The sequence below is a fragment of the Paraglaciecola sp. L3A3 genome (assembly GCF_009796765.1).
Taxonomy (GTDB): domain Bacteria; phylum Pseudomonadota; class Gammaproteobacteria; order Enterobacterales; family Alteromonadaceae; genus Paraglaciecola.
The window spans coordinates 2,692,106-2,714,394 of sequence record NZ_CP047023.1 but is presented as its reverse complement, the minus strand read 5'-3'; the positions used below and the strand labels follow the sequence as shown (position 1 = coordinate 2,714,394).

The window sequence follows — 22,289 nt, the reverse complement described above, 5'->3', positions numbered from 1 at the left end:
ATTCAGTTAACTCTTTCATGAATATAAACATTATGTTTACAAAAGTTTACATTTATTTTAATTATTTATTGTTAACAATATATTGTTTAATGTGTAGTATGGGTTAAGACATATGAGAATATGTATATTTTCTATAACAATAATACACACGCTCGAGGAAAATTGATGATTACTAATAAATTTAAACTAAATTCAGTACTAATCTCCATGATGTTAGCGGCGGGTACTACCGCACAGGCCCAACAAGCTACTGATGAAACTGAAGTAATTAACGTAACAGGAATTAGAGGTTCTCTTGCTAGCGCGGCAAATATTAAACGTGAATCTACTGGGGTAGTTGATGCCATTACTGCAGAAGACATAGGCAAGTTTCCAGATACAAACTTAGCAGAATCTTTACAACGTATAACAGGTGTCTCAATTGACAGAGCCAATAACGAAGGTAACCAAGTTACGGTTCGTGGTTTTGGCCCTAGTTTTAACCTAGTGACTTTGAATGGTCGTCAAATGCCAAATTCGTCAGCATTGGCATCTGCTGGTATCTCTCGAAGTTTTAACTTTCGCGAAATAGGTTCAGAAACCGTTTCTGCTGTAGAAGTACATAAAACTGGTCGTGCCGATATTAACTCGGGTGGCATTGGTGCAACAATTGATATTCAAACAGGTCGACCTTTAGCTTATGGCGGATTTAAAGCTGCCGGAAGTTTAAAAGGCGTGATTGATACCAGTGTTGATACAGGTAGTAAAGTTACGCCTGAAGTTTCAGCTATGGTTAGTAACACCTTTGCTGATGATACTTTTGGTGTGTTATTCGCGGTATCTCATGCTGCTCGTGATAGTCATACAGATCGTGTAGGCACACAAGGTGGTTGGGCTACTGGATATCCAGGACAAGAAAATCCAGATACCAGTGCTATTGATACGACTAGAAATCCAGATTTAAATACTTGGCGTGTGCCTACTGTGGACCTTGATGCACAAGACACTGAGCGTGAGCGTCAAAATGCTCAGTTAGTTTTACAATGGGCGCCTAATGATGACATAACCGCAACATTCGATTATGTGCTTTCTCGCTTAGATGAAAAAAGCACCATGAACCGCACAAGCTTTTGGTTTGATAATGTTCAAACCGGTAAAGCCGATGTAAACGGCACAATCATAAACCCAGCACGTGAAAATGATGAATTAAACTTTTGGGCTTGGGAATATGCCTATAAAACTGAAAATGACTCGGTTGGTTTAAATCTAGAATGGCAAGCGTCTGATAGTTTAAGCTTTGATTTTGATGCGCATCAATCTACTTCTCATGCAAACCCAGGTGGTTTACCTGCCGAAGTGGTAACCAATTTAAAAAATCCATTTGGTGATGCCGCTCCAGTGACTATTAGAGCTGATTTTTCTACTGATATGCCATCTGTTTCATATGATGATTCTGCATTGCCTGGAGGAGCATTTAATAAAGCTAATATAGAAGGTGATTTGTACCAAGAACGTGGATATGAAATTGAAAATACTATCACTCAAATTCAAATTGATGGTCGTTGGGAAAATTTAGATGATGGTGGTTTAGTCGCAATTAACTTTGGTTATTCAAACACTGTTTATGAAGTGGATAGTGATAATATTTATAGTGCAAACTTTGCTCTAGGTGGTGATGAATTAGATTTAACTGGCCTTGATTTAACATTTTCACCGGGTGATATTGGCTTTGAACAACGATCAACCTTTAGTGCCGCGCAGTTTATGGATCTTGTTCGCTCACAAGATAAATACAACCCCGCCAGTCACAGTAGAAATGGTATTGAAGAAGATACAAACGCACTTTACGTATCGTTCGATTTTGACACCGATTTTAATGGCATGCCTTTTACGGCTAATTTAGGTTTACGTCATGAAACTACAGACGTAACATCTTACTCAGTACTTAAGCCTACTATTGGTTTTAACTGGATCACTCCCTTACAAATGTCGGCAATTTTGGCTGACGATGAAGTAACCACAATTTTAGATGGTAAATATAGCCATTATTTACCTAGTATGAATTTAAGTTTAGAAATTCAAGAAGATCTTGTAGCACGTTTTTCTTATAGTAATACGATTGCACGCAGTAATATTGGTTCTATGTTCCCAGCAACTAGCTTAAATCTTCACCGTTCTGGTGGGCCATTTAAAGCATCCGAAGGTAATCCTAACTTATTGCCTTACGAAGCGAAGAATTTAGACTTATCAGTGGAATGGTATTATGACGACGCAAGTTATATCTCTGTCGGACACTTTAGAAAAGAAGTAGATAATTTTATTGCTATTCGAGAGGAAGACCGAGTTATTGAAGGACCCTCTGGACTGTTGACTGACCCGTCAGTTAACCCCAGAGGAAATTGTCCGGAAGGGACGGTCGCTGATCCAATCGCTGCTTGTGTATCTCAACCAACAGATCCGGTGATTACATGGGAATTTTCAGTTCCACAGAATATTGATTCGACTGAAGTGAATGGTTGGGAATTTAATGTGCAACATATGTTTGGCGAAACAGGCTTTGGTGCTATTGCTAACTACACATTGGTTAATGAAACTGACGTATATAACCCATACAGCTTAGTCAATGACTTTGCTTTAACAGGTTTAAGTGATTCAGCCAACTTAGTAGGTTTTTACGAAAAAGAAGACTTTTCTATTCGTGTTGCTTACAACTGGCGTGATGAATTTCTGTTGGCCGGTGGAAATTCCCCAACTTTTACTGAAGCATATTCACAAATTGATGTGTCAGCTAGCTATGACATAAACGATACGGTTTCTGTATTTATTGATGCTATTAATATTACCGATGAAACTACACGTCGCCATGGCCGTTTCTCTAATCAAATTATTGATTTTGAACAATATGGCGCTCGTTACAATGTTGGTGTAAGAGCTTCGTTTTAATCATTCGCAATTTTTAAATAAAAACGATAGGGTAGCCGAAGTTATGGCTACCCTTTTTTATTGGATAAATACAAGGTGAATGCATGTCAAAACCGATTGAGTCAATTGTTATTGTTGGCGGCGGTACTGCTGGTTGGATCACGGCAGGCACTATTGCTGCAAAGTTAAAAAAACAAAATAAAACAGGATTTTCGATTACCTTAATCGAATCCCCTAACGTGCCAACTATAGGTGTAGGCGAGGGTACTTGGCCCACTATGCGTAATACCTTAAAAAAAATGGGTATACGAGAAACAGATTTTATTCGCCAGTGTAATGTGACCTTTAAACAAGGTGCTAAGTTTGCTAAATGGGTAACAGGCGCGCAAGAAGACTTTTATTATCATCCACTGGTTTTACCTCAAGATTTTGATAACTTTAATATGGCTGACAATTGGCAAAATGTTCAGTCTGAACTGTCATTTTCACAATGGGTTTGCCCTCAAGAAGCTATTTGTGAATTAGGTAAAGCACCAAAATTGATTACCACTGCCGAATATTCAGCTATGGCAAACTATGCCTACCACTTAGATGCGGGTGCATTTTCAGAATTTCTAAAAAAACATTGCATAGATAATCTACAAGTAAAACATGTGCTTGACCATGTGCTGCATATTAATAACGCTGAAGACGGCAATATTGTTTCGTTAATAACTAAAGAAAATGGCGAACTTAATGGTGATTTATTCGTAGATTGCACGGGCTTTAAATCTTTACTGTTGGGAGAGAACCAACAGGTGCCGTTTATTTCTTGTGACCATGTTTTATTTGTAGACAAAGCCATAGCGTTACATGTGCCGTATCCTGAAGAGTATAGCCCTATTGCCTCTCATACTATCTCTACTGCACAATCTAATGGTTGGATTTGGGATATAGGTCTACAAAACCGCAGAGGGGTAGGGCATGTATATTCAAGCCAGCATACAAGTCGAGATAATGCTCATCAAGAGTTGATGAATTATGTATCCGAGAGTTTTGCAGCACCAGAAACAATATCGGTAAAAGAGATTGATATTAAAGCTGGTCATAGAGAAGTATTTTGGAAAAACAATTGTGTTGCTGTAGGTCTTTCTGCAGGTTTTTTAGAGCCTCTTGAAGCTTCTGCTTTGGTATTAGTTGAAGTTTCTGCTGAAATGATTGCAGAACAATTACCGGCAAACAGACAAACAATGGAAATTGTGGCCAAACGATTTAATAAAACATTTTTGTACCGATGGGAACGTATCATTGATTTTCTGAAGTTACATTATATGTTGAGTCAGCGTGCAGACAGCCAATTTTGGATTGATCACAGAGATCCACAAACTATTCCAGAAAGTTTACAAGAATTATTAAGTTTATGGCAGTATCACACGCCTTGGCATAATGACTTTGAACATGTTAGAGAAGTATTTCCTGCAGCGAGTTATCAATACGTTTTATATGGCATGGGGTTTAAAACACAGCCTAATCATTTTGGTGTATCAAATCATCAGCAAAAAATGGCCGAGAGCTTGCTAAAAAAGAATCTAGAGCAAACAAAACATTTATTAGATACCCTGCCTAGTAATAGAGAATTATTAAACAAAATCCGTCGTTACGGGTTACAAACGATTTAGTATTATTTTAATAAATAGGAGTCCACATTGGCTGGTTATACAATTTTAGATCCTAAGCAACATAAAGACTTGAGAATTATTACTGAAAGAGGGGCAGAATATGGCGAAAATCTTCATATTGTTCCGGTATTAGCTGATGAGTTAAAAGTCCTAGTAGCTGAATATGCAATTTTTTTTATTAAGGACAATCAAACAGGCCAGTTTGGTCTTAATGTATTAACTGGCTTTGAGCCAGGAGAAAATTTATACCTGCAAAAAAATCTATGGCAAGCTCACTACGTGCCACTGAATTTAGTACGCCAACCATTTATGGTAGGGATTAAAGGAGAGGAGGGAGATAAACCTTCACCACAGAATACATTAGTGACTATCAATTTAGACAGCCCTAGAGTAAATAAAGAAAAGGGTGAAGCTTTATTTGATACAAAAGGGAAATCTACAGATTTTTTAAATAGCATTAATGGATTGTTAGTTAAGTTTGTCCAAGGAATGCCACGCACCCAAGAGTTTATTAATACCCTATTAGCGTTAGAATTATTAATGCCTATTACGTTGAAATTTACTTTGGCTGATGGCGAGAAAAAAAGTTTTAGTGGTTTATATAATATTGATGAAGAAAAGCTTGCGGTTTTATCTGGTAATGAATTACAGAGCTTACATCAAAAAGGGTATTTACAAGCTTGTCATATGATCATTGCATCATTTGGGCAGATACAAAAACTGATTGATTGGAAAAACAACGGATAAATATATCCGTCAAGATGCTTCCAAGAATATATCTAAAAGGTTAAAACTTGGAAGTATAAAAAACTTCCAAGTTTTAACTGCCTATTCGCTGTCTTCAGTTGTATCTGAAGAACTTTGCATATTGGTTCCAGGTTCTGCTTCAACTTCTTCTGGATCAATTTCTATCACTGGTATTGTTTCTTTGAGACTAAAGAAAACACAACTAGGTGATGAATAGTTAGGAACATTATCGTAACTAAATACAGCATAATATTTGGGTTTGTTAGGATTACCAAAGTTATCTAATGTGTATTCATCAGCTCCTCCATACAGTTTGACTCCATCAAATGGAGAACGAGGAGGGTGAAAACAGTTTCGTACTACAAATGACCCCACAAAGTCTTCACTTTTCGGGTTTTTCCATGTAATTTTTACTGAATTATTTTCAATCTGAGTTTGTAAATTTGTGGGAGGGTCCATGGGCGTTTTTAAACGTTCAATATATTCAACAACCAATTTAGGTTGCTGATTATTCATCGCATCGTTTACCCAAGTGACTATTTTATTATCTTGTTCATCTCGATAACTAGAGGTTGCTCTAATCACAAAATAGGCCTGGGCATTTTCTTGATGAGTTTGTTCTAGCTGATTTCGACTGAAGGTATCAAATTCAAAATAATGTTGTTTTTTATTTTTTAACTCGGCATTACTGACTTCATAACCAATATATTGAATACTTTCTCGTTGTTTAATGCTGTCGTAATCAATATCTTCAATTTCTGCTAATTCTACTGTAAATCGAATATCTTTATTACCCGCCAGCGCATTTTGATTGGCTAAAACTAAGTACGCATTAGTAATAACTGTACGTTCAGGATCTGGCATAGAGTGTAAAGCAAAAGCCAATTGACCATAAATCTTATCCCCATTTTCATCATAACCTGTACGTAATTTACCGGCCATATTACCTTGGGTGGATATGGTATGGACACTTGTTGGTGCGACTTCTACTACTTTTGGTTGGCGTGTATAGATGACTTCTAAATTGGGTCGGTAATGAATTCCTGAGCCAAAACGGCCATAACCGATATCGAACTGCATCATTTGTGAATCAGCCCCTTTAGGTAAAGTCGTGGGGCCATCAATGCGGATTAGCACTCTTCCCGTTTTAAGCTGCTCTTGAAGAATGGCGCGTTCTTTCCCATTTAATAGCCAATCACTCCATACTCCTTGTGTAACACGATCTGATTCAATGGTTTGGCCAGAGTGAATAACTTTAGCGTTGGCTATATCGTTATAATCACGAATATTAGGCACACTATCAATATCAAGAAAGGAGATACCCCACTCACCATAAGCTTCTATTTTTGCACTGACACGATTCATCGGATATAACGAAAAACAAGCTTGTTTGATCTCAGCATCGTCTGGTAAGCGGTCAAGAGAAAACTCGATCACTCCAAAACAAACCCCTCGTGATTTATTGACCCCAATAAATAGTGAATTTAGGCCAAAATGTTCATGATTTTTTTCTTCAGTATATTGTCCAACATAACCAATTTGGTTGGCGGGTGGAAACAATATTTTGCTGAATTGTTCATGGGCGAGTAAAGTTTTTAGTTTAAGCTCAGGTGCATAAGGACCTTTTATTTTAGTACTTATCGATACAGCACGAATTTTGTAAAAATACCTTTGACCACTTTTTAATTGAATGTCGTTAAAACTTAAAGATTTAGTAATAGCAATCAGGTTATCGTCACTACAAGGACTCTTGTGTTGAGTATTACGATAAATTTCAAAATACACATCAGCATCAGCGTCATATTCCCATTCAAGCAATGCGTTGTTTTCTGTGACTTCTGTTAAATTGAAGTTTTCTACTCTAGCAGGAGCGGAATCAGAGTAGTTTATGGCAGAACTTAAAGCATGAACTAAAGCAGGAATGTTTTCATTTACACTTTGCGACATGTTTTCCATGTAGTCTGGTATGTTTTTAGTGCCAACTTCTACTACTGCTGCAATAATGCCCTTGCTGTAATAATATTCTCGTCCACTACCATTAATTAGGTTAGTAGGGGGTTTGCCTCGGTGAATACCGTATTTTCTGCCAGTGACCTTTTCAATTTCAAAAGCCATATTGGCACACAAAGTATTAAGATCGGTAGTGTCAATTTCAGCTTCATGATCAAATTTATGGGCAGGAAAAAACACATTGCCTTGTGAATGATAATCTAAGGAAATTGTAATGTTGTTGTGTTCGGCCACAAAATCTCTAATGGCTTGTGTTTCTGGTTCAGAAAACGGGGCTGGTCCACCATAAGTCACAGATGATGGATCTGAACGAGCTTTAAACCTTACACCAAAGTTTCTATTTAAATCGACACCAAAAGTGCCATCTTCATTTTTGCGTCTATTTTTACGCCAAAATGAAAAGTGGGTACGAGAATACTCAAAACCATCTGGGTTTAAACACGGCACTATATACAATGTGTTTCGGGTTAACGCATCTTGTAATTTGGGATTAAACTGATAATTATCAATTATGTATTTAATAAAATTATTGGCTAACTCTATGCCGATCCATTCTCGAGCATGGATCGTTCCTGTATATAATAATGCTGGTTTTTTATGAGCATTATTTACATCTAAGCTAATGGTAGCTAACATAATCGGGCGACCTTCCCAAGTGTCACCAATATTTTGGACTTTTATTAAGTCCGGGTAATCTTGACTAGCTTGCTGTAAAAATTCTATTGTTTGTTTATATGAAAAATATTGTTTCTTCATGTTTTCACTTTTATTAAGAAATAGTAAGTTTAAATTCTTGCCAAGCGCTTAAAATTTGTAACACCTTCTTTTCACCAATATTTTTTACTTCGTAAAACTCATCACCATTATTTTCAAGGGTATGGTTAATCGTAGAAATATCTAAGGTGTCAAAAATAATGGTAATTTGTTTTTTACCAAAACCTTTAATGCTAGCAAAAAAATCTTTTAAGGTTTCAGTAGAATACTCTAATGGGGCGGCACTTTCAGGCTCTATTTCAGGCTCTATGTTAAGTTCAGATTCATCACCATCGAGTACTCCAGAAATAAGTGCTTTAGCGGGTTCTTGAATTGCCATTTCAGATAGCTTTTTCTGTTTGTTTTTTTGATAATTATCCTGTCGATTCCAAATATCACTAGGCCATTCTTCTGACTTTGTGTCTTGGGTATCAACAATTGGATAATGATCATCATCTAATTGGGTGAACAATTCCCCACCATCGCAGCTAGGATAGACCTGTTTACCGAACGTAATATAACGCATAGTACGTAGAACAGACGAACTTATTTTACTTAATTCTTCCCAGTTATACAGTGGAATATGTGGGATCTTAAAACGACCATTAGATAACTTCCACATTATATACTGCCCAATCCAATCTCGAATGTATGGAAAAGCGGCGAATGCAGTCGCACATTCTAAAATTCGATATTTACCATCAACACCTACAGCCACATCACATGCCCAGTATTCGGCATTAGCCACTTTTGATACTTTGACTGCAAGGTCAAGTACTTCTTTAGGTACATCCTGATAATCCATAGAGCCACCTTGGCTGGTGTTTGTTAACCACTCTCCTTCAGGGGGACGACGCCAAAATGCACAGACAGGTTTATGCCCGACTAACATCACTCGAATATCAGCAGCCATAGGTACAAAGTCTTGTAAGTATACGGGGTAATATTTTTTTGTATCTAATAAAGAGCGGGCTTCTTTGTAACTATCAACCTTGTGTACAAAATAGCCGCCATAATTAGATGGCCCGTAAGATTTTTTAATAATTTTAGGGTAAGTCGTTTTCTTAAGAAAACGATCAGCTTCATTTGTTTCGTAAAAAATATGGGTTTTCGGAATAGGGATATTATATTTTTCACATAATTGTGTAACGTTTTCTTTTGATTTGTTAGCAAACTGAGTATCTAATGAGGGGATAAATTGTACATTAGGTAAAGCTAAACTGATTTCTCGAAATGTTTCGTAGGCTGTGGCAGGAATATTGCCAATTAACACATCTATATTTTTCTTTTTCACTTCTTTAATAAAACGTTTTTTATCATTCCGCCAATGATAGGTGACCGTTTCTATTTTATCGGGCCAACCCCTGAAATTAGATTTATCAAAGAATCTCATAACATGATCTAAATATAACAATCCAATTTTAGGTAGTTTTTTATTTTTTTTGCTCATCAGGAGGCCTCTTCAACTGTGCGTTCTATTAGTTTAACAATTTTATCAATTTTTAGTTGATTGAAATTCAACCCTATTTCTTCTTGTTCAGGGGTGGCAAAGGCCGGAATACCATTTACTTCTAATACTACATATTCTTCTGCATCTAGATCGTATAGTAAATCAACACCAGCAATTTCTAAACCTGTGACTTTAGCTGCTTTTAGGGCTAACTCAATTACATCATCATCTGGTTCTCGTAGTATTATAGAGCCTCCAGTGGTGATGTTGGTTTTCCAATCATCAGAAGGGGCACTTCTGCCGTAACAGCCTACAAACTGACCATCAACAATATCAACTCGGTAATCAGTTTTGTCATAGTTTATAAATTTTTCTAGATAAAAGTGTTTCATATCGATTCGATTAAGAAATGGTATGAGTACATCAAGTGAACGTTCGTCTTCGATTTTAACAATACCGTTTCCCCCCCAACCATCTGTGGGTTTATATACTACGTGTCCTTCCCATTCGCGCACAGTACTCTTAAGAAGAGGAATATCAACATGGCTAATTAATCTATATTCAGCAGTGCGGATATTAGCTTGGTTTAGCATATGTGCAGTTAAAAATTTATCTTCTGTGATAGCAAATGATTGATAATTGTTAAGGGTAGGGACAGCCTTACTTAAGGCTTGATACATATATACTTGAAATGGTGACTGTTCTCCTGCGTTATATGAGAAAAATGCGGATAAATCTTCCATTACTGTACCATTACAGAGCATTTCTCCTCCGCTGGCACTGGCATTCGCTAAGTTTAATCCGGTAATAGTATGGATATTCTTTTGTTTTAATAAATTGACTATTTGTTGCTGTATTTCACTGCCACCACCATTTTGGTACATCCACATACCAATTGTCGGTTGAGTACCAGAGTTAACCCCACTTTTACTACTCATTATTCACTCTCCGATTTTCAATATACTTTTTTAATATGGCTAGTATTTTGCTTTTTAGTTTTTTGACTGCATCATGAACCCTATTTTGAGTCAAATGCAATTTCAAACTTACAGAGCAATTTTAAAGCCATGGAGGTGTTTGTTGTCTGAAAAAAAAAGACGAAACCATTTATATGTAAGCTTTATACGTTAAGTTTAATGATGAAATGTGACGGTATGATTAAGTTTCTGAGGGTTTTATTCTATTTTTAAGCTTAGTATATATAGGTTTAATTTAATCTGAAACAAGTCACTAAAGTGTCATGTTTCGTAACTAAAGTGAAAACCTTGCTGCACTATAATGGTGCGCATCTGGCCTTATTTAAGGCGAGGTAATTTAAGTTAATGCTTTTTTTACAAGTTATTGGCCTTAATTACGGTATTTGTTATTTTTAATCAATTTTTGGATGGTGGATTAGCTGTGAATTTTTCAGAATTAGAGAAAATTATTAATATAAATTCATTCACTGGTAACAAAGTTGGTGTGGATAAGAATGGCGACATTTTTGCTCATTGGATGGAGGTTTTAGGATTTGAAACCAAAGTATTTACCAGAGAGTTACTGGGTAATCATTTATTATTTAAGTCTCCGGTAGAGGATGGCAAAAAACGGGTTTTGCTATTAGGACACTTAGATACTGTGTTTCCGCCAGGCGTCTTTGAAACATTTTCCGAAGATAAAGACTGGATATACGGACCAGGTGTTTGTGATATGAAAGGTGGAAATATCGTAGCATTAGAGGCATTACGCCAAGTTAAACTTCAACAAGGAGGCATCACTAATATCGATATGCTGTTAGTCAGTGATGAAGAAACAGGCAGTGAAGATAGTAAACCTCTCACTGAAAAACTGGCTAAGGACTATGATGTCTGTTTTGTTTTTGAAGCTGCTGGGCTTAATCATGAGGTGGTGATTGGACGAAAAGGTGTAGGCACCTTCACTATTCATTTAACTGGGAAAGCTGCTCATGCTGGTAATCATTATTTAGATGGCGCTAATGCCAACCTTGCTGCGGCACATTTAATTATTGCGCTTACTGACTTAACCAATATAAAAGCAGGTACCACAGTTAATCCAGGCAAGATAAGTGGAGGTATTGGCGCAAATACCATTTCGCCAAATGCAGAAATTGTCGTCGAAATTAGATATACACAAGCTTCTGAAAGAGAACGTTTATTAACCGCTCTACATGACTTATGTGAAACTATTTTTGTGCAAGGCGTTACTGCTACTTTAACTGGTGGGATCCAACGTGATGTGATGCAAAGTTCTAGTAATCAAATGACTTTATTAGCATCTGTAGCAGGGATATTAGGTTATCCACTGAAAACTGAAAAGCGTGGTGGAGTGAGTGACGCAAATATTGTTTCGTCACAAGGTGTGGCAACTTTAGATGGTTTTGGACCATTTGGTGATGGTGACCACACAATACTAGAACGAGCTAATAAGGCTAGTTTTGATAAACGTATCGCTGAAATGAGTAAAATTTTATTGGCTTTAAATGCTTATAAAGAGACTTAATTGATTACTCTGGTTTGGGACAACGTTTACTAATACGTTGTTTCCAAGCTTTTTTTACAGACAAACGCCATAAAAAATTCAGTAGTAAATAACCAACCGCACTAAATATTATTGAACAAACTATACAGCCCAGTAAAAACGTTGGGCCTATAGTTTCCATACTTTGTATTACCCAATCCCAACTTAGTTCAAACGCAAACTCTTGTGGCGGATGGCCCATTATCGCTGCACCTACTAAATAAGCGCCATAAAATACTGGGGGCATAGTAAAAGGATTGGTTAGCCAAACAGTGGCAATAGAAAAAGGTAAGTTAACTCTTAATGGAATAGCAAAACCGGCAGCTAACCACATTTGAAAAGGAACAGGCCAAAAAGCAAAAAATAATCCAAGGGAAAAAGCGCCAGCGGCAGAGCGTCGGTTTAAGTGCCATAAGTTTGGGTCGTGTAACAAGGTACCAAAAATAGAAAGAATTTTTTGATCCTTTACTTTTTGGTGATTGGGTAGAAACCTCTTAATAAACTTTTTCAGAATAATTCTCTATACTTAAATTTCTATTGAAGAAATGGATTTCAATGTGTGTCTACTATGACGGGTAAACTTTTCACTTTTATTGCAGGTTCATTTTCTTGCTTATTTTGGTCAAACCTACCATCCATTTTTACTGCGTGTTGTATTTTTGTTATTTTTTGTTTTACTGCCAACAAGTATCCAAGGTTTTCCTGTTTCATCATTGGCATTGTATGGATGGCGAGTGTAGGACATTGGCAATGCTCTTTGCAACTGTCTTCGAGTGAAATTTCTCAACAAATACGGGTAACTGGACAAATAACCAGTCTTATACATGAAAAAAATAATCTTAGATTTAACCTAAATGTAACTCATATTGATCAGAATAAGCTGCTATTTAAGCGTATTATTAGGTTGAGTTGGCAGCAACCACTTTGGCAATTAGCGCAAGGTCAAGAAGTCAGTTTACTGGTTAAACTTAAGCCAAGTCATGGCTTGGCTAACGAAGGGGGCTTTAATTATCAGCAATGGTTATTTAGTGAAGGTATCCAAGCTACAGGTTATGTAAAAGCATCTGACTCAAACCTTTTAGTTGTAAAAAATATCAGCATACGGCAAATGGTTTTAGATAAAATATTACAATTAAATCTAACCGAAGAAAAATGGATTATCGCTCTGACTATTGGTTATAGGGGGTTACTCGAAGTTAATGATTGGGCTTTAGTTCAAAAAACAGGCATTGCACATTTAATTGCAATATCTGGTTTACATTTAGCCTTAGTCGCCAGTTTAAGTTATTTCATTTTAACCATAATATTTGGATTATTGATTAGTCGTTTTTTCTTTTTACACAAAATTAATGTCCATACTATAGGTATATTTTGTAGTCTATTTAGTACTTTTATGTATTCAGCTTTAGCGGGGTTTGGTTTACCCACTTTAAGAGCATGGATCATGTTGCTGTTATTTAGTTACTTCTTCCTGCTCAATAAAAATTTGTCTTCAATTAAAGTGTTATTGATGGGCATAAGTTGTTTTATTTTATTGTTCCCACTGAGTCTATTTGGTGCCAGCTTTTGGTTAAGTTTTTCAGCTGTGATTATTATTTGGTTTGTGTTTTGGCGTTGGCCGGTGACAACTAATGGGTTTTCATTAACAACCGCTATTACCAGTATGTTACGGATTCAATTGGGTTTGAGCTTACTTATGTTACCCATAGTCGCTTGGCAGTTTGCATATATTTCTTTTATCTCTGCATTGATTAATTTATTTGCTGTACCTATAGTGACACTGTTAATTGTGCCTTTATGTTTACTGGCTGTTATTTGTTTGTTTATTAATGTAGCTGTGTCGACTTTCATATTTGAAATTATTAATCTTGTACTGCAAAAATCAATAATATTTTTACAGCATGTTGGCAATTTAACTTGGGCTGTAATTGATATTTCTGCAGTACCGATATTTGTCTGGGGATTTTCTATCCTCGCCTTATTATTACTGTTAGCACCAAAATTATTTGTTAGAAAAACGTATTTAGTCCTTTTAGTGATGCCCTTATTTAGTTATTTCTTATCTAGTCAATCAGAAGATTGGCAGATCAATGTGTTAGATGTAGGGCAGGGAGTGTCGGTATTACTCACTAAAAATGAGCGAGCTTTACTATATGATGTGGGTGCAAGATACCCAAGCGGTTTTAATATGGCAGATAGCGTAATTTTGCCAATTTTAAAAGCCAAAGGCATTAACAATATTGATATTGTGTTTATCAGTCATGGTGACAATGACCATGCTGGCAGTCTTAAAGTATTACAGGATAAAATTAGCATTACAGAAACTATTACTAATCAAGACAGCTGTCGTAAAGGTTACCTAAAAAAATGGCAAGATTTAAACATTCAGGTGTTATGGCCAGAAAATCCTTCTGGATTTAGTGATAATAATGGTTCTTGTGTGATTAAATTTTCAGACGCGGACTTCAGTGTTTTACTAACGGGTGATATAGATAAATCTATCGAAGGGCACTTAGTGGATGTGTATGGGGATAAATTAAAAGCGAATATTTTGTTAGCTCCACACCATGGTAGTAATACTTCTTCCTCAAAAGAGTTTATAAAAATGGTAAAACCTGAGCATGTGATATTTAGCCAAGGATTTATGAATCGTTGGCGTTTCCCAAGATCTGAAGTGGTTACGCGTTACAGTCTGGCAGGGCCAAATATTATGCAATATTCGACTTCTGAAGTGGGACAGGTGCGTTTTACTTTTAAGCATGGCTCACAACCATTAGTAGATGTTCTAACTTTCAGAACGGATTTATATCCTTATTGGTATGCAAATATGCCCACTTGTTGTTCTAACGGTGGCTTATTTAGTCAAATATCTTATTGATCCTTTAGGATTTTACTTTCACAAGTTACACTAGACATAGTTTATTTATAACCTCACAGATAATTATTAATACATGAGCAAAACTACCCCTTTGGATAATCTAAATTCAGATAAAATATTTTCCCGTTTTAGTCAATATCTTAAAGATTTTAAAGGCGCTTTTTTCATTGCTGTCATTGGAATGATTGGCTATTCGGCTATTGATGTCGCTGTGGTTGCCCAGTTAAAACCAATAGTAGATGAGAGTCTAGGTAAAGGGGATTATCAATATTTGCGAATGGCGGCGTATTTTATTGTACCGATTTTTATTTTACGGGGAATATTAAATTTCCTCGGAACGTATACAGTGGCGTGGATAGGTAATCATGTAGTGATGCAAATGCGCCAACAATTATTTAATCGTTATATACATTTACCTGTTTCTTTTCATGATAATACCGGAACCGGCGCACTGATTTCTAAAGTTATGTATGACACAGAACAAGTGTCGATAGCTGCTGGCAAAGCACTGTTAACCTTAGTAAGAGATGGTGCCTTTGTCATTGGTTTATTGTTTTCTATGTTCTACTATTCTTGGCAGTTATCACTTATATTCGTTCTTATTGGTCCTGTTGTAGCCGTTATTGTGTCTGTGGTTAGCAAACGATTTAGAATTGTCAGTAAAAGAATTCAACAAGCAATGGGAGGCTTAACATCTTCTGTAGAACAGGTATTAAAAGGACACAAAGTTGTATTAATGTTTGGCGGTCAAAAATTTGAAGATGAGGTTTTTTACGCTAAGAATAATGATAATCGTCAACAGAATATGAAGTTAATAGTGGCTAGAATTCTTAGCGTGTCGTCTATTCAAGTGATCGCTTCTGTTGCTTTAGCAGTTGTTTTATATATTGCTAGTTTTCCAGATTTAGTCGACTCCCTCACTCCTGGCGTATTTGTCAGTGTGGTAGTGTTTATGACTATGTTGTTAAAACCGTTAAAACAATTAACCACAGTCAATAGTGAATTCCAAAGAGGTATGGCGGCTTGTGCTAGTATTTTTGAAGTATTAGATCAACAAGTTGAAGAAGATAAAGGCACTCATACCATTGATCGAGTAGAAGGTAAAATTGAGTTTAGAAATGTCACTTTTAGTTATCCAACCAAAGAAGATGCCACTCTTAAAAATATCTCTTTTTCAGTAGAAAAAGGCCAAACCTTAGCTTTAGTTGGCCGTTCAGGTAGTGGTAAGTCAACTATCTCTAGCTTGCTCACCCGTTTTTATAACAATCAGCAAGGTGAAATTTTATTAGATGATATTTTACTCAAAGATATTCCCCTAACAGATTTACGTCGACAGTTTGCTTTAGTGTCGCAACATGTAGTGTTATTTAATGACACCATAGCCAATAACATTGCTTATGGCTCTATAGATAAAGTGAGTCGTGAGCAAATTATGCAAGCCGCTAAAACTGCTCATGTTCTTGAGTTTTTAGAGTTACTTCCTGACGGTTTAGACACTATGGTGGGTGAAAACGGCTTTATGTTATCTGGTGGCCAACGTCAACGATTGGCCATTGCTAGAGCTTTATTACTGGATGCGCCTATTTTAATTTTAGACGAAGCCACATCAGCCTTAGATACAGAATCTGAAAAACTGATACAAGATGCCCTTGATAAACTTCAGCAAAATCGCACCAGTATAGTGGTGGCCCACAGGTTATCGACTATTGAATCTGCTGACCAAATTTTAGTAATTGATGATGGTCAGGTGATTGAAAGAGGCACACATGCCAGCTTGTTAGCACAAAAGGGTGCCTACTCACAATTGCATAGTTTACAGTTTGGTGAGGAGTAGACAGAAGTGAGTTGGATCAACAAAGTCTGGTATTCTCCGAGTTGGTATCATTGGCCAATTGTTATTTTTTTATTACCACTTACAGGCGTGTTTTGGGCTTTATCAGCAACTAGGCGTTGGGCATTTGTTAAAGGTTTCAAATCTTCTCAAAGTATTTCTGTGCCTGTCATTGTGGTGGGCAATATTAGTGTGGGTGGCAATGGTAAAACACCATTAGTGGTGTATTTAGCAAACCGGCTTAAACAAGAAGGCTATCATCCTGGAGTGCTTAGTCGTGGTTATGGTGGTAAAAGTAAAGTTTATCCATTCACGGTGGAAACTAACAGTTCGGCAAATATAGTCGGTGACGAACCTATATTAATGAAACAACATATCAATTGCCCGTTAATGGTCGACCCCATTCGAGCTCGGGGGGCAAAAGCATTAGTAGATAAACATAATTGTGACGTGATCATTTGTGATGATGGTTTGCAACATTACGGTTTACAAAGAGATATAGAAATTGTGGTAGTAGATGGTCAAAGACGTACAGGTAATAATGTATTATTACCGGCTGGACCATTAAGAGAGGGGCGCTGGCGTTTACAACAGGCCGATTTTGTCGTGCTCAATGGTGGTAAAGTTGAACATAATGAATTTTTAATGTCACTTGAATCCGGTCGCTTAGTGAATGTTAAACAAGCCAATAAAAGTAAGTCTATTGCTGATTTACGAACACCTGTGATAGCTGCCGCAGCAATTGGCAATCCACAACGCTTTTTTGATTCACTGCTACAAAAACAAGTTAGACTTAAGCAATGTTTAAGTTTTGTTGATCATCATAAATTTACTGCAAAAGACTTACCTAAAGAATGTGTGATCATGACTGAAAAAGATGCAGTGAAGTGTATTGATTTTGCATATGAAGACTGGTGGTATTTACCTGTTAGAGCAAAATTACCTCAACGATTTGACACTGAACTGCTGGCCCGGTTAAAACAAGTCACAGTTGCTAAAAAGTAATAAGGATAAATAATGGCATTTGATAAAAAACTGTTAGATATAGTAGCTTGCCCTGTATGTAAAGGTAAGTTGATTTATAAAGCAAACGAATCACAGTTAATTTGTAAGTTTGACCGATTGGTTTATCCCATCCGTGAAAACATCCCTGTTTTACTTGAGTCTGAAGCAAAACAATTGAGTAGCGAAGAGATCGAACAATTATTGGCTTAACTAATTATTATTACTATCTGTAATCATCCGTAATAAGAGAATCAACAAATATGCAATTTAGTGTCATCATTCCAGCAAGGTATGCTTCTACACGTTTTCCGGGTAAACCTTTAGTTGAAATAAAGGGTAAACCTATGGTTCAACATGTTTATGATAGAGCCGTTGAATCTGGGGCTAATAATATAATAGTCGCTACAGATGATGCGCGGATCGCAAAAGTTGTTCGTGATTTTGGTGGCCGATATTGTATGACCGGCTCACATCATGAATCTGGCACTGAAAGGTTGGCAGAAGTAGTGGAAATGGAAAACCTTTTATCCCATGAATTAGTAGTTAATGTGCAAGGCGACGAACCTTTTATTCCTGCTGAAAATATTCGCCAAGTAGCGGCCAATTTACATACACATCAAGCGGCTGAAATGGCTACCCTGGCAGTTAAAATTACTGATGTTGAAGAAGCTTTTAACCCCAACTCAGTGAAAGTGGTGGTAGATAAGTTAGGTTATGCACTTTATTTTTCTCGGGCAACAATCCCTTACGATCGTTCTCGCTTTTTAGATTCAGATGATATCGATGAAATAGGCGACTTCTATCTGCGTCATGTAGGCATATACGCTTATCGGGCTGGCTTTATCAATCAATACGTTAATATGTCTCCCTCTGGATTGGAACAAATTGAATCTTTAGAGCAATTACGGGTTTTGTGGCATGGTCATAAAATTCATGTAGAAGTGGCAAAAACCTCACCACCACCAGGCATAGACACCCCAGATGATTTAGCCCGTATTTTAGCTTTAGATAATAAATAACATACCTGTTAAAAGGAAATATTATGAAAACAGTGGTCATTACCGGTGCCAATCGAGGTATAGGTTTAGAGTTTGTAAAACAATATTTAATTTTAGGCTATAAGGTCATCGCTTTATGCCGTAACAGCAGTGACGAATTGACAAAATCTGGTGCACAAGTTGTCGATAAAGTGGATGTAGGAAACCCTGAATGTTTAGCAAAAGTATTGCCTGCTTTAGGTGATATTAAAATTGATGTATTGATAAATAATGCCGGTGTATTTAGTAATGAAACATTAACTGATATGTCTGTTGCGACCATGGAGTATCAATTAAGAGTCAATTCAATGGGTCCTGTGTTAGTCACTCAATTATTGAAATATAAATTAGTAAAAGGGGCAAAAGTCGCTTTAATTACTAGCCGTATGGGATCTGTAACAGATAATACCTCCGGGGGCTATTATGGATACCGTATGTCTAAAGCTGCACTAAATGCAGCTGGAGTTTCATTAGCTCATGACTTAAAAGACTTTGGTGTGTCAGTAGCTTTATTGCATCCAGGTTTTGTACAAACCGAAATGGTTAACTATAACGGTGATATATCAGCAGCCGATTCGGCCAAAAAATTGATTCAGCGTATCGAAGAATTAAATCTAACAAATTCAGGAACTTTTTGGCATTCAAATGGTGAAGTCTTGCCTTGGTAGGCAATTAAATAGGCAATTAAATAGGGAATTAAAAATGGTTAAAAGATCGTTGGTTGCTGTATTCAGTTTGTTATTAAGTTTTCAAACTTTGGCTAATTGGCAAACCCTTCAGCCAAAAGGTGAAGCCACTGCTCGACATGAAAGTGGCTTAGTGGCTTTTCAGGATAAAGTATATGTGATTGGCGGTCGTGGAATAAAAGCCGTTGATATCTATGATCCAGCCAACAACACTTGGTCTCAAAATAAACCTACTCCCATTGAATTTCATCATGTCACACCATTAAGTGTGGGTAATAAAATATTATTAGTAACAGGTCTGACAGGACAATATCCTAAAGAGCCGCCCCTTAGTCATGTGTGGGAATATGATCCAGTTACTGATGTTTGGACTGAAAGTTTTGAAATCCCGAAAAATCGCCGAAGAGGAGGGGCTGGTGTTACTGTTCACCAAGGTAAAGTCTATATTGTTGGAGGTATAAAACTCGGGCATACCAGTGGTACATCTAATATGGTGGATGTATACGATCCTAAAGCTAAAACATGGAAAGTGTTAACTGATTCGCCACATATTCGAGATCATGCCAATGCAGCTATTTTAAATGGGAAATTAATTGCCTTTGGTGGACGAAATAGTAGTTACCATGAGCCTGAAGAGTTTGGTGCTTTTATGCGTGAAGTAAACGATAAAGTAGATATCTATGATATAGAAAAAGGCATATGGAAAACCTTAAAATCTCGTTTACCTATCCCAACTGCAGGTGCAGGTGCTGTGGTATATAAAGACAGTTTATATTATGCAGGGGGAGAGCATGCACCTAAAGCTGCTAATAACAGAACTGTATCATTTGATTTAACGTCAAAAACGTGGAAGGAAGAAGGTAAATTAAAACGGGGCCGTCATGGTACTAATGCTGTCTTGATTGGTAATAAAATTTATATCGCCATGGGCAGTGGCAATAAAGGTGGTGGACCTGAGTTAAACTCGATTGAAGTGTTTACCATTAAGTAATTTATGTAAATTTATAGCAAGAGCACCTAAAAGGTGCTCTTTTTTTTATCCGCTGGATCGTTCTGAGTGCATAGTTCTTTAAAGGGATTGGTATTACAGCTCATTACATAAGTTAAATGCAGCTTGTTGATGTTGTTGTCTTAGCTCTACCAGATCACCTGCTAACATTTTACCTTCTTTTACTAGCCATTGTCCTTTACACATCACTGCATCTGCTTGGTGAGCACCACATAAAACTAAAGCGGCTAATGGATCATGACTCCCAGAAAAGCGGAGTTCGTCTAATTTAAATAAAGCAAGATCAGCTTGTTTTCCCACTGCTAGTTCACCAATGTCGTCCCTGCCAATTACCTGTGCTGACCCTTTTGTGGCCCAATATAAGGCATCTAAATGTGTCACTTGATCAGCTGAATACCGTAATCGGTTAATCAGTAATGCTTGACGAACTTCTTGCATCATATTGGAGCCATCATTAGAGGCGGAACCATCTACTCCCAGACCTACTTTTACCCCTGCTTGTTGTAATTCCTTGGTACGACAGATACCCGATGCCAAAATCATATTTGAAGAAGGGCAATGACATATTCCCACTTTTGCTTGGCCTAAACGTTGTATTTCTGAATCATTAAAATGAATACCATGGGCTAGCCATACGTCACTGGCTAACCAATTGACGGACTCAAGGTAATCCAAAGGCCGTAATCCAAACTTTTCTAAACAGAAATTATTTTCGTCTTCTGTTTCTGCTAAATGAGTATGCAACATAACTCTGTGTTGTCGTGCTAACTTGGCGGTTTCTATCATTAATTCTGTAGTCACAGAAAAGGGCGAGCAGGGGGCTAAAGCAATATTTAACATAGAGCCCGTTTCAGACTGATGGTAAGTGTCAATTAATCGTGCAGAGTCTTGCAATATTTGTTGATCAGTTTGCACTGTTTGTTGTGGCGGTAGACCACCGTCTTTTTCACCTAAGCTCATAGAACCGCGGGTCAGGGTGACACGGCAACCAACTTTAGCACTGGCATTGACTTGAATATCTATTGCTTCATACAAAGCATCGGGAAACAAATAATGGTGATCAGCCACAGTTGTACAGCCAGATAAGACTAACTCGGTTAAACCCACTTGAGTGGCCAATGACAACATATTAGGTTGTAACTTAGCCCATATAGGGTAGAGGGCTTTTAACCAAGGAAATAAAGACTTGTTAATGGCTGCAGGTAACGCGCGAGTTAAGGTTTGATACAAGTGATGATGGGTATTAACTAGTCCTGGTAATAACACATGTTGTCTAGCATCAAACACTTGATGGATAGGGGTGATAGGTGTTCTATTTTTAGCCACTAATTCGATAATTAGACCGTTTGCTTGGTCAATCACTATGCCGTTACTAGCATCTTCATTGTTAGCGGTAAAGTGGCTAAGTGGATGTTTGATCCATAAAATATTTGATGATGTTGTCAAAACAATCTCCTAAAAATAATACTTAATTTAAAGTGAAATGAAGGAATTGTTTGCTGTGTGCCAAGCCTTAGATTATGTCTATGACTAAGTAAAAAGATAAACACGCAAACAATGTCACTCAGTAAAATAACTGAGGTCATTTTTAGCAGTGACTTGCGTGTTAATCTGCTATCAGTATTTTTACCTGTATGCCGAGCTTATTCAATGATTATATGATAAATAATTTAAATTAAAGATGCTCTCTAATAACCACAAAGTGGTCGACAAAATAATTAAGAAAAGTTCGTATTTGAAGAACCTTGCAATAGCATCTGTAGTATAGCAATATATAGCATAATGTAGCACTTTGGGTGTTTGAGGT

General features: G+C 37.0%; 16 protein-coding genes. 11 read left to right on the top strand and 5 right to left on the bottom strand.

The annotated features are described in order from the left end of the window. Nucleotides 1–165 precede the first annotated feature (165 nt). The 3 genes from GQR87_RS11335 (at nt 166) to GQR87_RS11325 (ending at nt 5,306) form a co-directional block, all read left to right on the top strand. On the top strand, nt 166–2,922 hold the full coding sequence (locus GQR87_RS11335) for a TonB-dependent receptor (RefSeq protein WP_158969392.1): 2,757 nt from the start codon (nt 166–168) through the stop codon (nt 2,920–2,922). Nucleotides 2,923–3,005: 83 nt separating this feature from the next. Continuing rightward, nucleotides 3,006–4,559: a tryptophan halogenase family protein gene (locus tag GQR87_RS11330; RefSeq protein ID WP_158969390.1), complete on the top strand. Its 1,554-nt coding sequence runs from the start codon at nt 3,006–3,008 to the stop codon at nt 4,557–4,559. Nucleotides 4,560–4,586: 27 nt separating this feature from the next. Further along, nucleotides 4,587–5,306: a SapC family protein gene (locus tag GQR87_RS11325; protein ID WP_158969388.1), complete on the top strand. Its 720-nt coding sequence runs from the start codon at nt 4,587–4,589 to the stop codon at nt 5,304–5,306. 81 nt (nt 5,307–5,387) lie between these two features. Here the strand turns inward: GQR87_RS11325 and GQR87_RS11320 are convergent, their stop codons facing one another. Genes GQR87_RS11320 through GQR87_RS11310 form a run of 3 tightly spaced genes read right to left on the bottom strand, consistent with a single transcriptional unit; the run spans nt 5,388 to nt 10,457 of the window. Next, entirely contained in the window at nt 5,388–8,072 is a 2,685-nt protein-coding gene (locus GQR87_RS11320; protein WP_158969386.1) for a M14 family metallopeptidase, read from the bottom strand. A 13-nt stretch (nt 8,073–8,085) separates the two neighbouring features. Next, nucleotides 8,086–9,519, bottom strand: a complete 1,434-nt coding sequence (locus tag GQR87_RS11315) for a RimK family alpha-L-glutamate ligase (RefSeq protein ID WP_158969384.1) — start codon at nt 9,517–9,519, stop codon at nt 8,086–8,088. Then, on the bottom strand, nt 9,519–10,457 hold the full coding sequence (locus GQR87_RS11310) for a RimK family alpha-L-glutamate ligase (protein ID WP_158969382.1): 939 nt from the start codon (nt 10,455–10,457) through the stop codon (nt 9,519–9,521). Before GQR87_RS11310 ends, GQR87_RS11315 begins: the two co-directional genes overlap by 1 nt. A gap of 460 nt (nt 10,458–10,917) precedes the next feature. Here GQR87_RS11310 and GQR87_RS11305 point away from each other — a divergent pair, with 460 nt between their 5' ends. Continuing rightward, nucleotides 10,918–12,018, top strand: coding sequence for a M20 family metallopeptidase (locus tag GQR87_RS11305; protein ID WP_199271602.1), 1,101 nt, complete (start codon nt 10,918–10,920; stop codon nt 12,016–12,018). 4 nt (nt 12,019–12,022) lie between these two features. On the opposite strand, the gene GQR87_RS11300 is transcribed toward GQR87_RS11305, so the two are convergent. Beyond that, entirely contained in the window at nt 12,023–12,550 is a 528-nt protein-coding gene (locus GQR87_RS11300) for a DUF2062 domain-containing protein (RefSeq protein ID WP_158972983.1), read from the bottom strand. A gap of 54 nt (nt 12,551–12,604) precedes the next feature. Here GQR87_RS11300 and GQR87_RS11295 point away from each other — a divergent pair, with 54 nt between their 5' ends. The 7 genes from GQR87_RS11295 (at nt 12,605) to GQR87_RS11265 (ending at nt 20,464) form a co-directional block, all read left to right on the top strand. After that, on the top strand, nt 12,605–14,914 hold the full coding sequence (locus tag GQR87_RS11295) for a DNA internalization-related competence protein ComEC/Rec2 (RefSeq protein ID WP_158972982.1): 2,310 nt from the start codon (nt 12,605–12,607) through the stop codon (nt 14,912–14,914). A gap of 73 nt (nt 14,915–14,987) precedes the next feature. Further along, the gene (gene msbA, locus GQR87_RS11290; RefSeq protein ID WP_158969380.1) at nt 14,988–16,748 is read left to right on the top strand and encodes a lipid A export permease/ATP-binding protein MsbA; all 1,761 of its coding nucleotides are present in this window, start codon (nt 14,988–14,990) and stop codon (nt 16,746–16,748) included. A gap of 6 nt (nt 16,749–16,754) precedes the next feature. After that, a complete protein-coding gene (lpxK, locus tag GQR87_RS11285) occupies nt 16,755–17,750 on the top strand; it encodes a tetraacyldisaccharide 4'-kinase (RefSeq protein ID WP_158969378.1) in 996 nt (331 codons plus the stop codon). Nucleotides 17,751–17,762: 12 nt separating this feature from the next. Then, entirely contained in the window at nt 17,763–17,960 is a 198-nt protein-coding gene (locus tag GQR87_RS11280; RefSeq protein ID WP_158969376.1) for a Trm112 family protein, read from the top strand. A 50-nt stretch (nt 17,961–18,010) separates the two neighbouring features. Continuing rightward, the gene (gene kdsB / locus GQR87_RS11275; protein ID WP_158969373.1) at nt 18,011–18,769 is read left to right on the top strand and encodes a 3-deoxy-manno-octulosonate cytidylyltransferase; all 759 of its coding nucleotides are present in this window, start codon (nt 18,011–18,013) and stop codon (nt 18,767–18,769) included. A 23-nt stretch (nt 18,770–18,792) separates the two neighbouring features. Further along, nucleotides 18,793–19,455, top strand: coding sequence for an SDR family oxidoreductase (locus tag GQR87_RS11270; RefSeq protein WP_158969371.1), 663 nt, complete (start codon nt 18,793–18,795; stop codon nt 19,453–19,455). Between the two features lie 34 nt (nt 19,456–19,489). Continuing rightward, nucleotides 19,490–20,464 carry a kelch repeat-containing protein gene (locus tag GQR87_RS11265; protein ID WP_158969369.1) on the top strand — a complete coding sequence of 325 codons (975 nt, stop codon included), beginning with the start codon at nt 19,490–19,492 and terminating at the stop codon, nt 20,462–20,464. A 93-nt stretch (nt 20,465–20,557) separates the two neighbouring features. On the opposite strand, the gene GQR87_RS11260 is transcribed toward GQR87_RS11265, so the two are convergent. After that, nucleotides 20,558–21,928, bottom strand: coding sequence for an 8-oxoguanine deaminase (locus GQR87_RS11260; protein WP_199271601.1), 1,371 nt, complete (start codon nt 21,926–21,928; stop codon nt 20,558–20,560). Nucleotides 21,929–22,289: the final 361 nt, after the last annotated feature.

Coding starts and splice junctions, on each gene's coding strand:
- kdsB (WP_158969373.1), top strand. CDS start 18,011: ATGCAATTTAGTGTCATCATTCCAGCAAGGTATGCTTCTACACGTTTT.
- GQR87_RS11280 (WP_158969376.1), top strand. CDS start 17,763: ATGGCATTTGATAAAAAACTGTTAGATATAGTAGCTTGCCCTGTATGT.
- GQR87_RS11295 (WP_158972982.1), top strand. CDS start 12,605: ATGACGGGTAAACTTTTCACTTTTATTGCAGGTTCATTTTCTTGCTTA.
- msbA (WP_158969380.1), top strand. CDS start 14,988: ATGAGCAAAACTACCCCTTTGGATAATCTAAATTCAGATAAAATATTT.
- GQR87_RS11330 (WP_158969390.1), top strand. CDS start 3,006: ATGTCAAAACCGATTGAGTCAATTGTTATTGTTGGCGGCGGTACTGCT.
- GQR87_RS11335 (WP_158969392.1), top strand. CDS start 166: ATGATTACTAATAAATTTAAACTAAATTCAGTACTAATCTCCATGATG.
- GQR87_RS11265 (WP_158969369.1), top strand. CDS start 19,490: ATGGTTAAAAGATCGTTGGTTGCTGTATTCAGTTTGTTATTAAGTTTT.
- GQR87_RS11320 (WP_158969386.1), bottom strand. CDS start 8,072: ATGAAGAAACAATATTTTTCATATAAACAAACAATAGAATTTTTACAG.
- GQR87_RS11270 (WP_158969371.1), top strand. CDS start 18,793: ATGAAAACAGTGGTCATTACCGGTGCCAATCGAGGTATAGGTTTAGAG.
- GQR87_RS11315 (WP_158969384.1), bottom strand. CDS start 9,519: ATGAGCAAAAAAAATAAAAAACTACCTAAAATTGGATTGTTATATTTA.
- GQR87_RS11310 (WP_158969382.1), bottom strand. CDS start 10,457: ATGAGTAGTAAAAGTGGGGTTAACTCTGGTACTCAACCGACAATTGGT.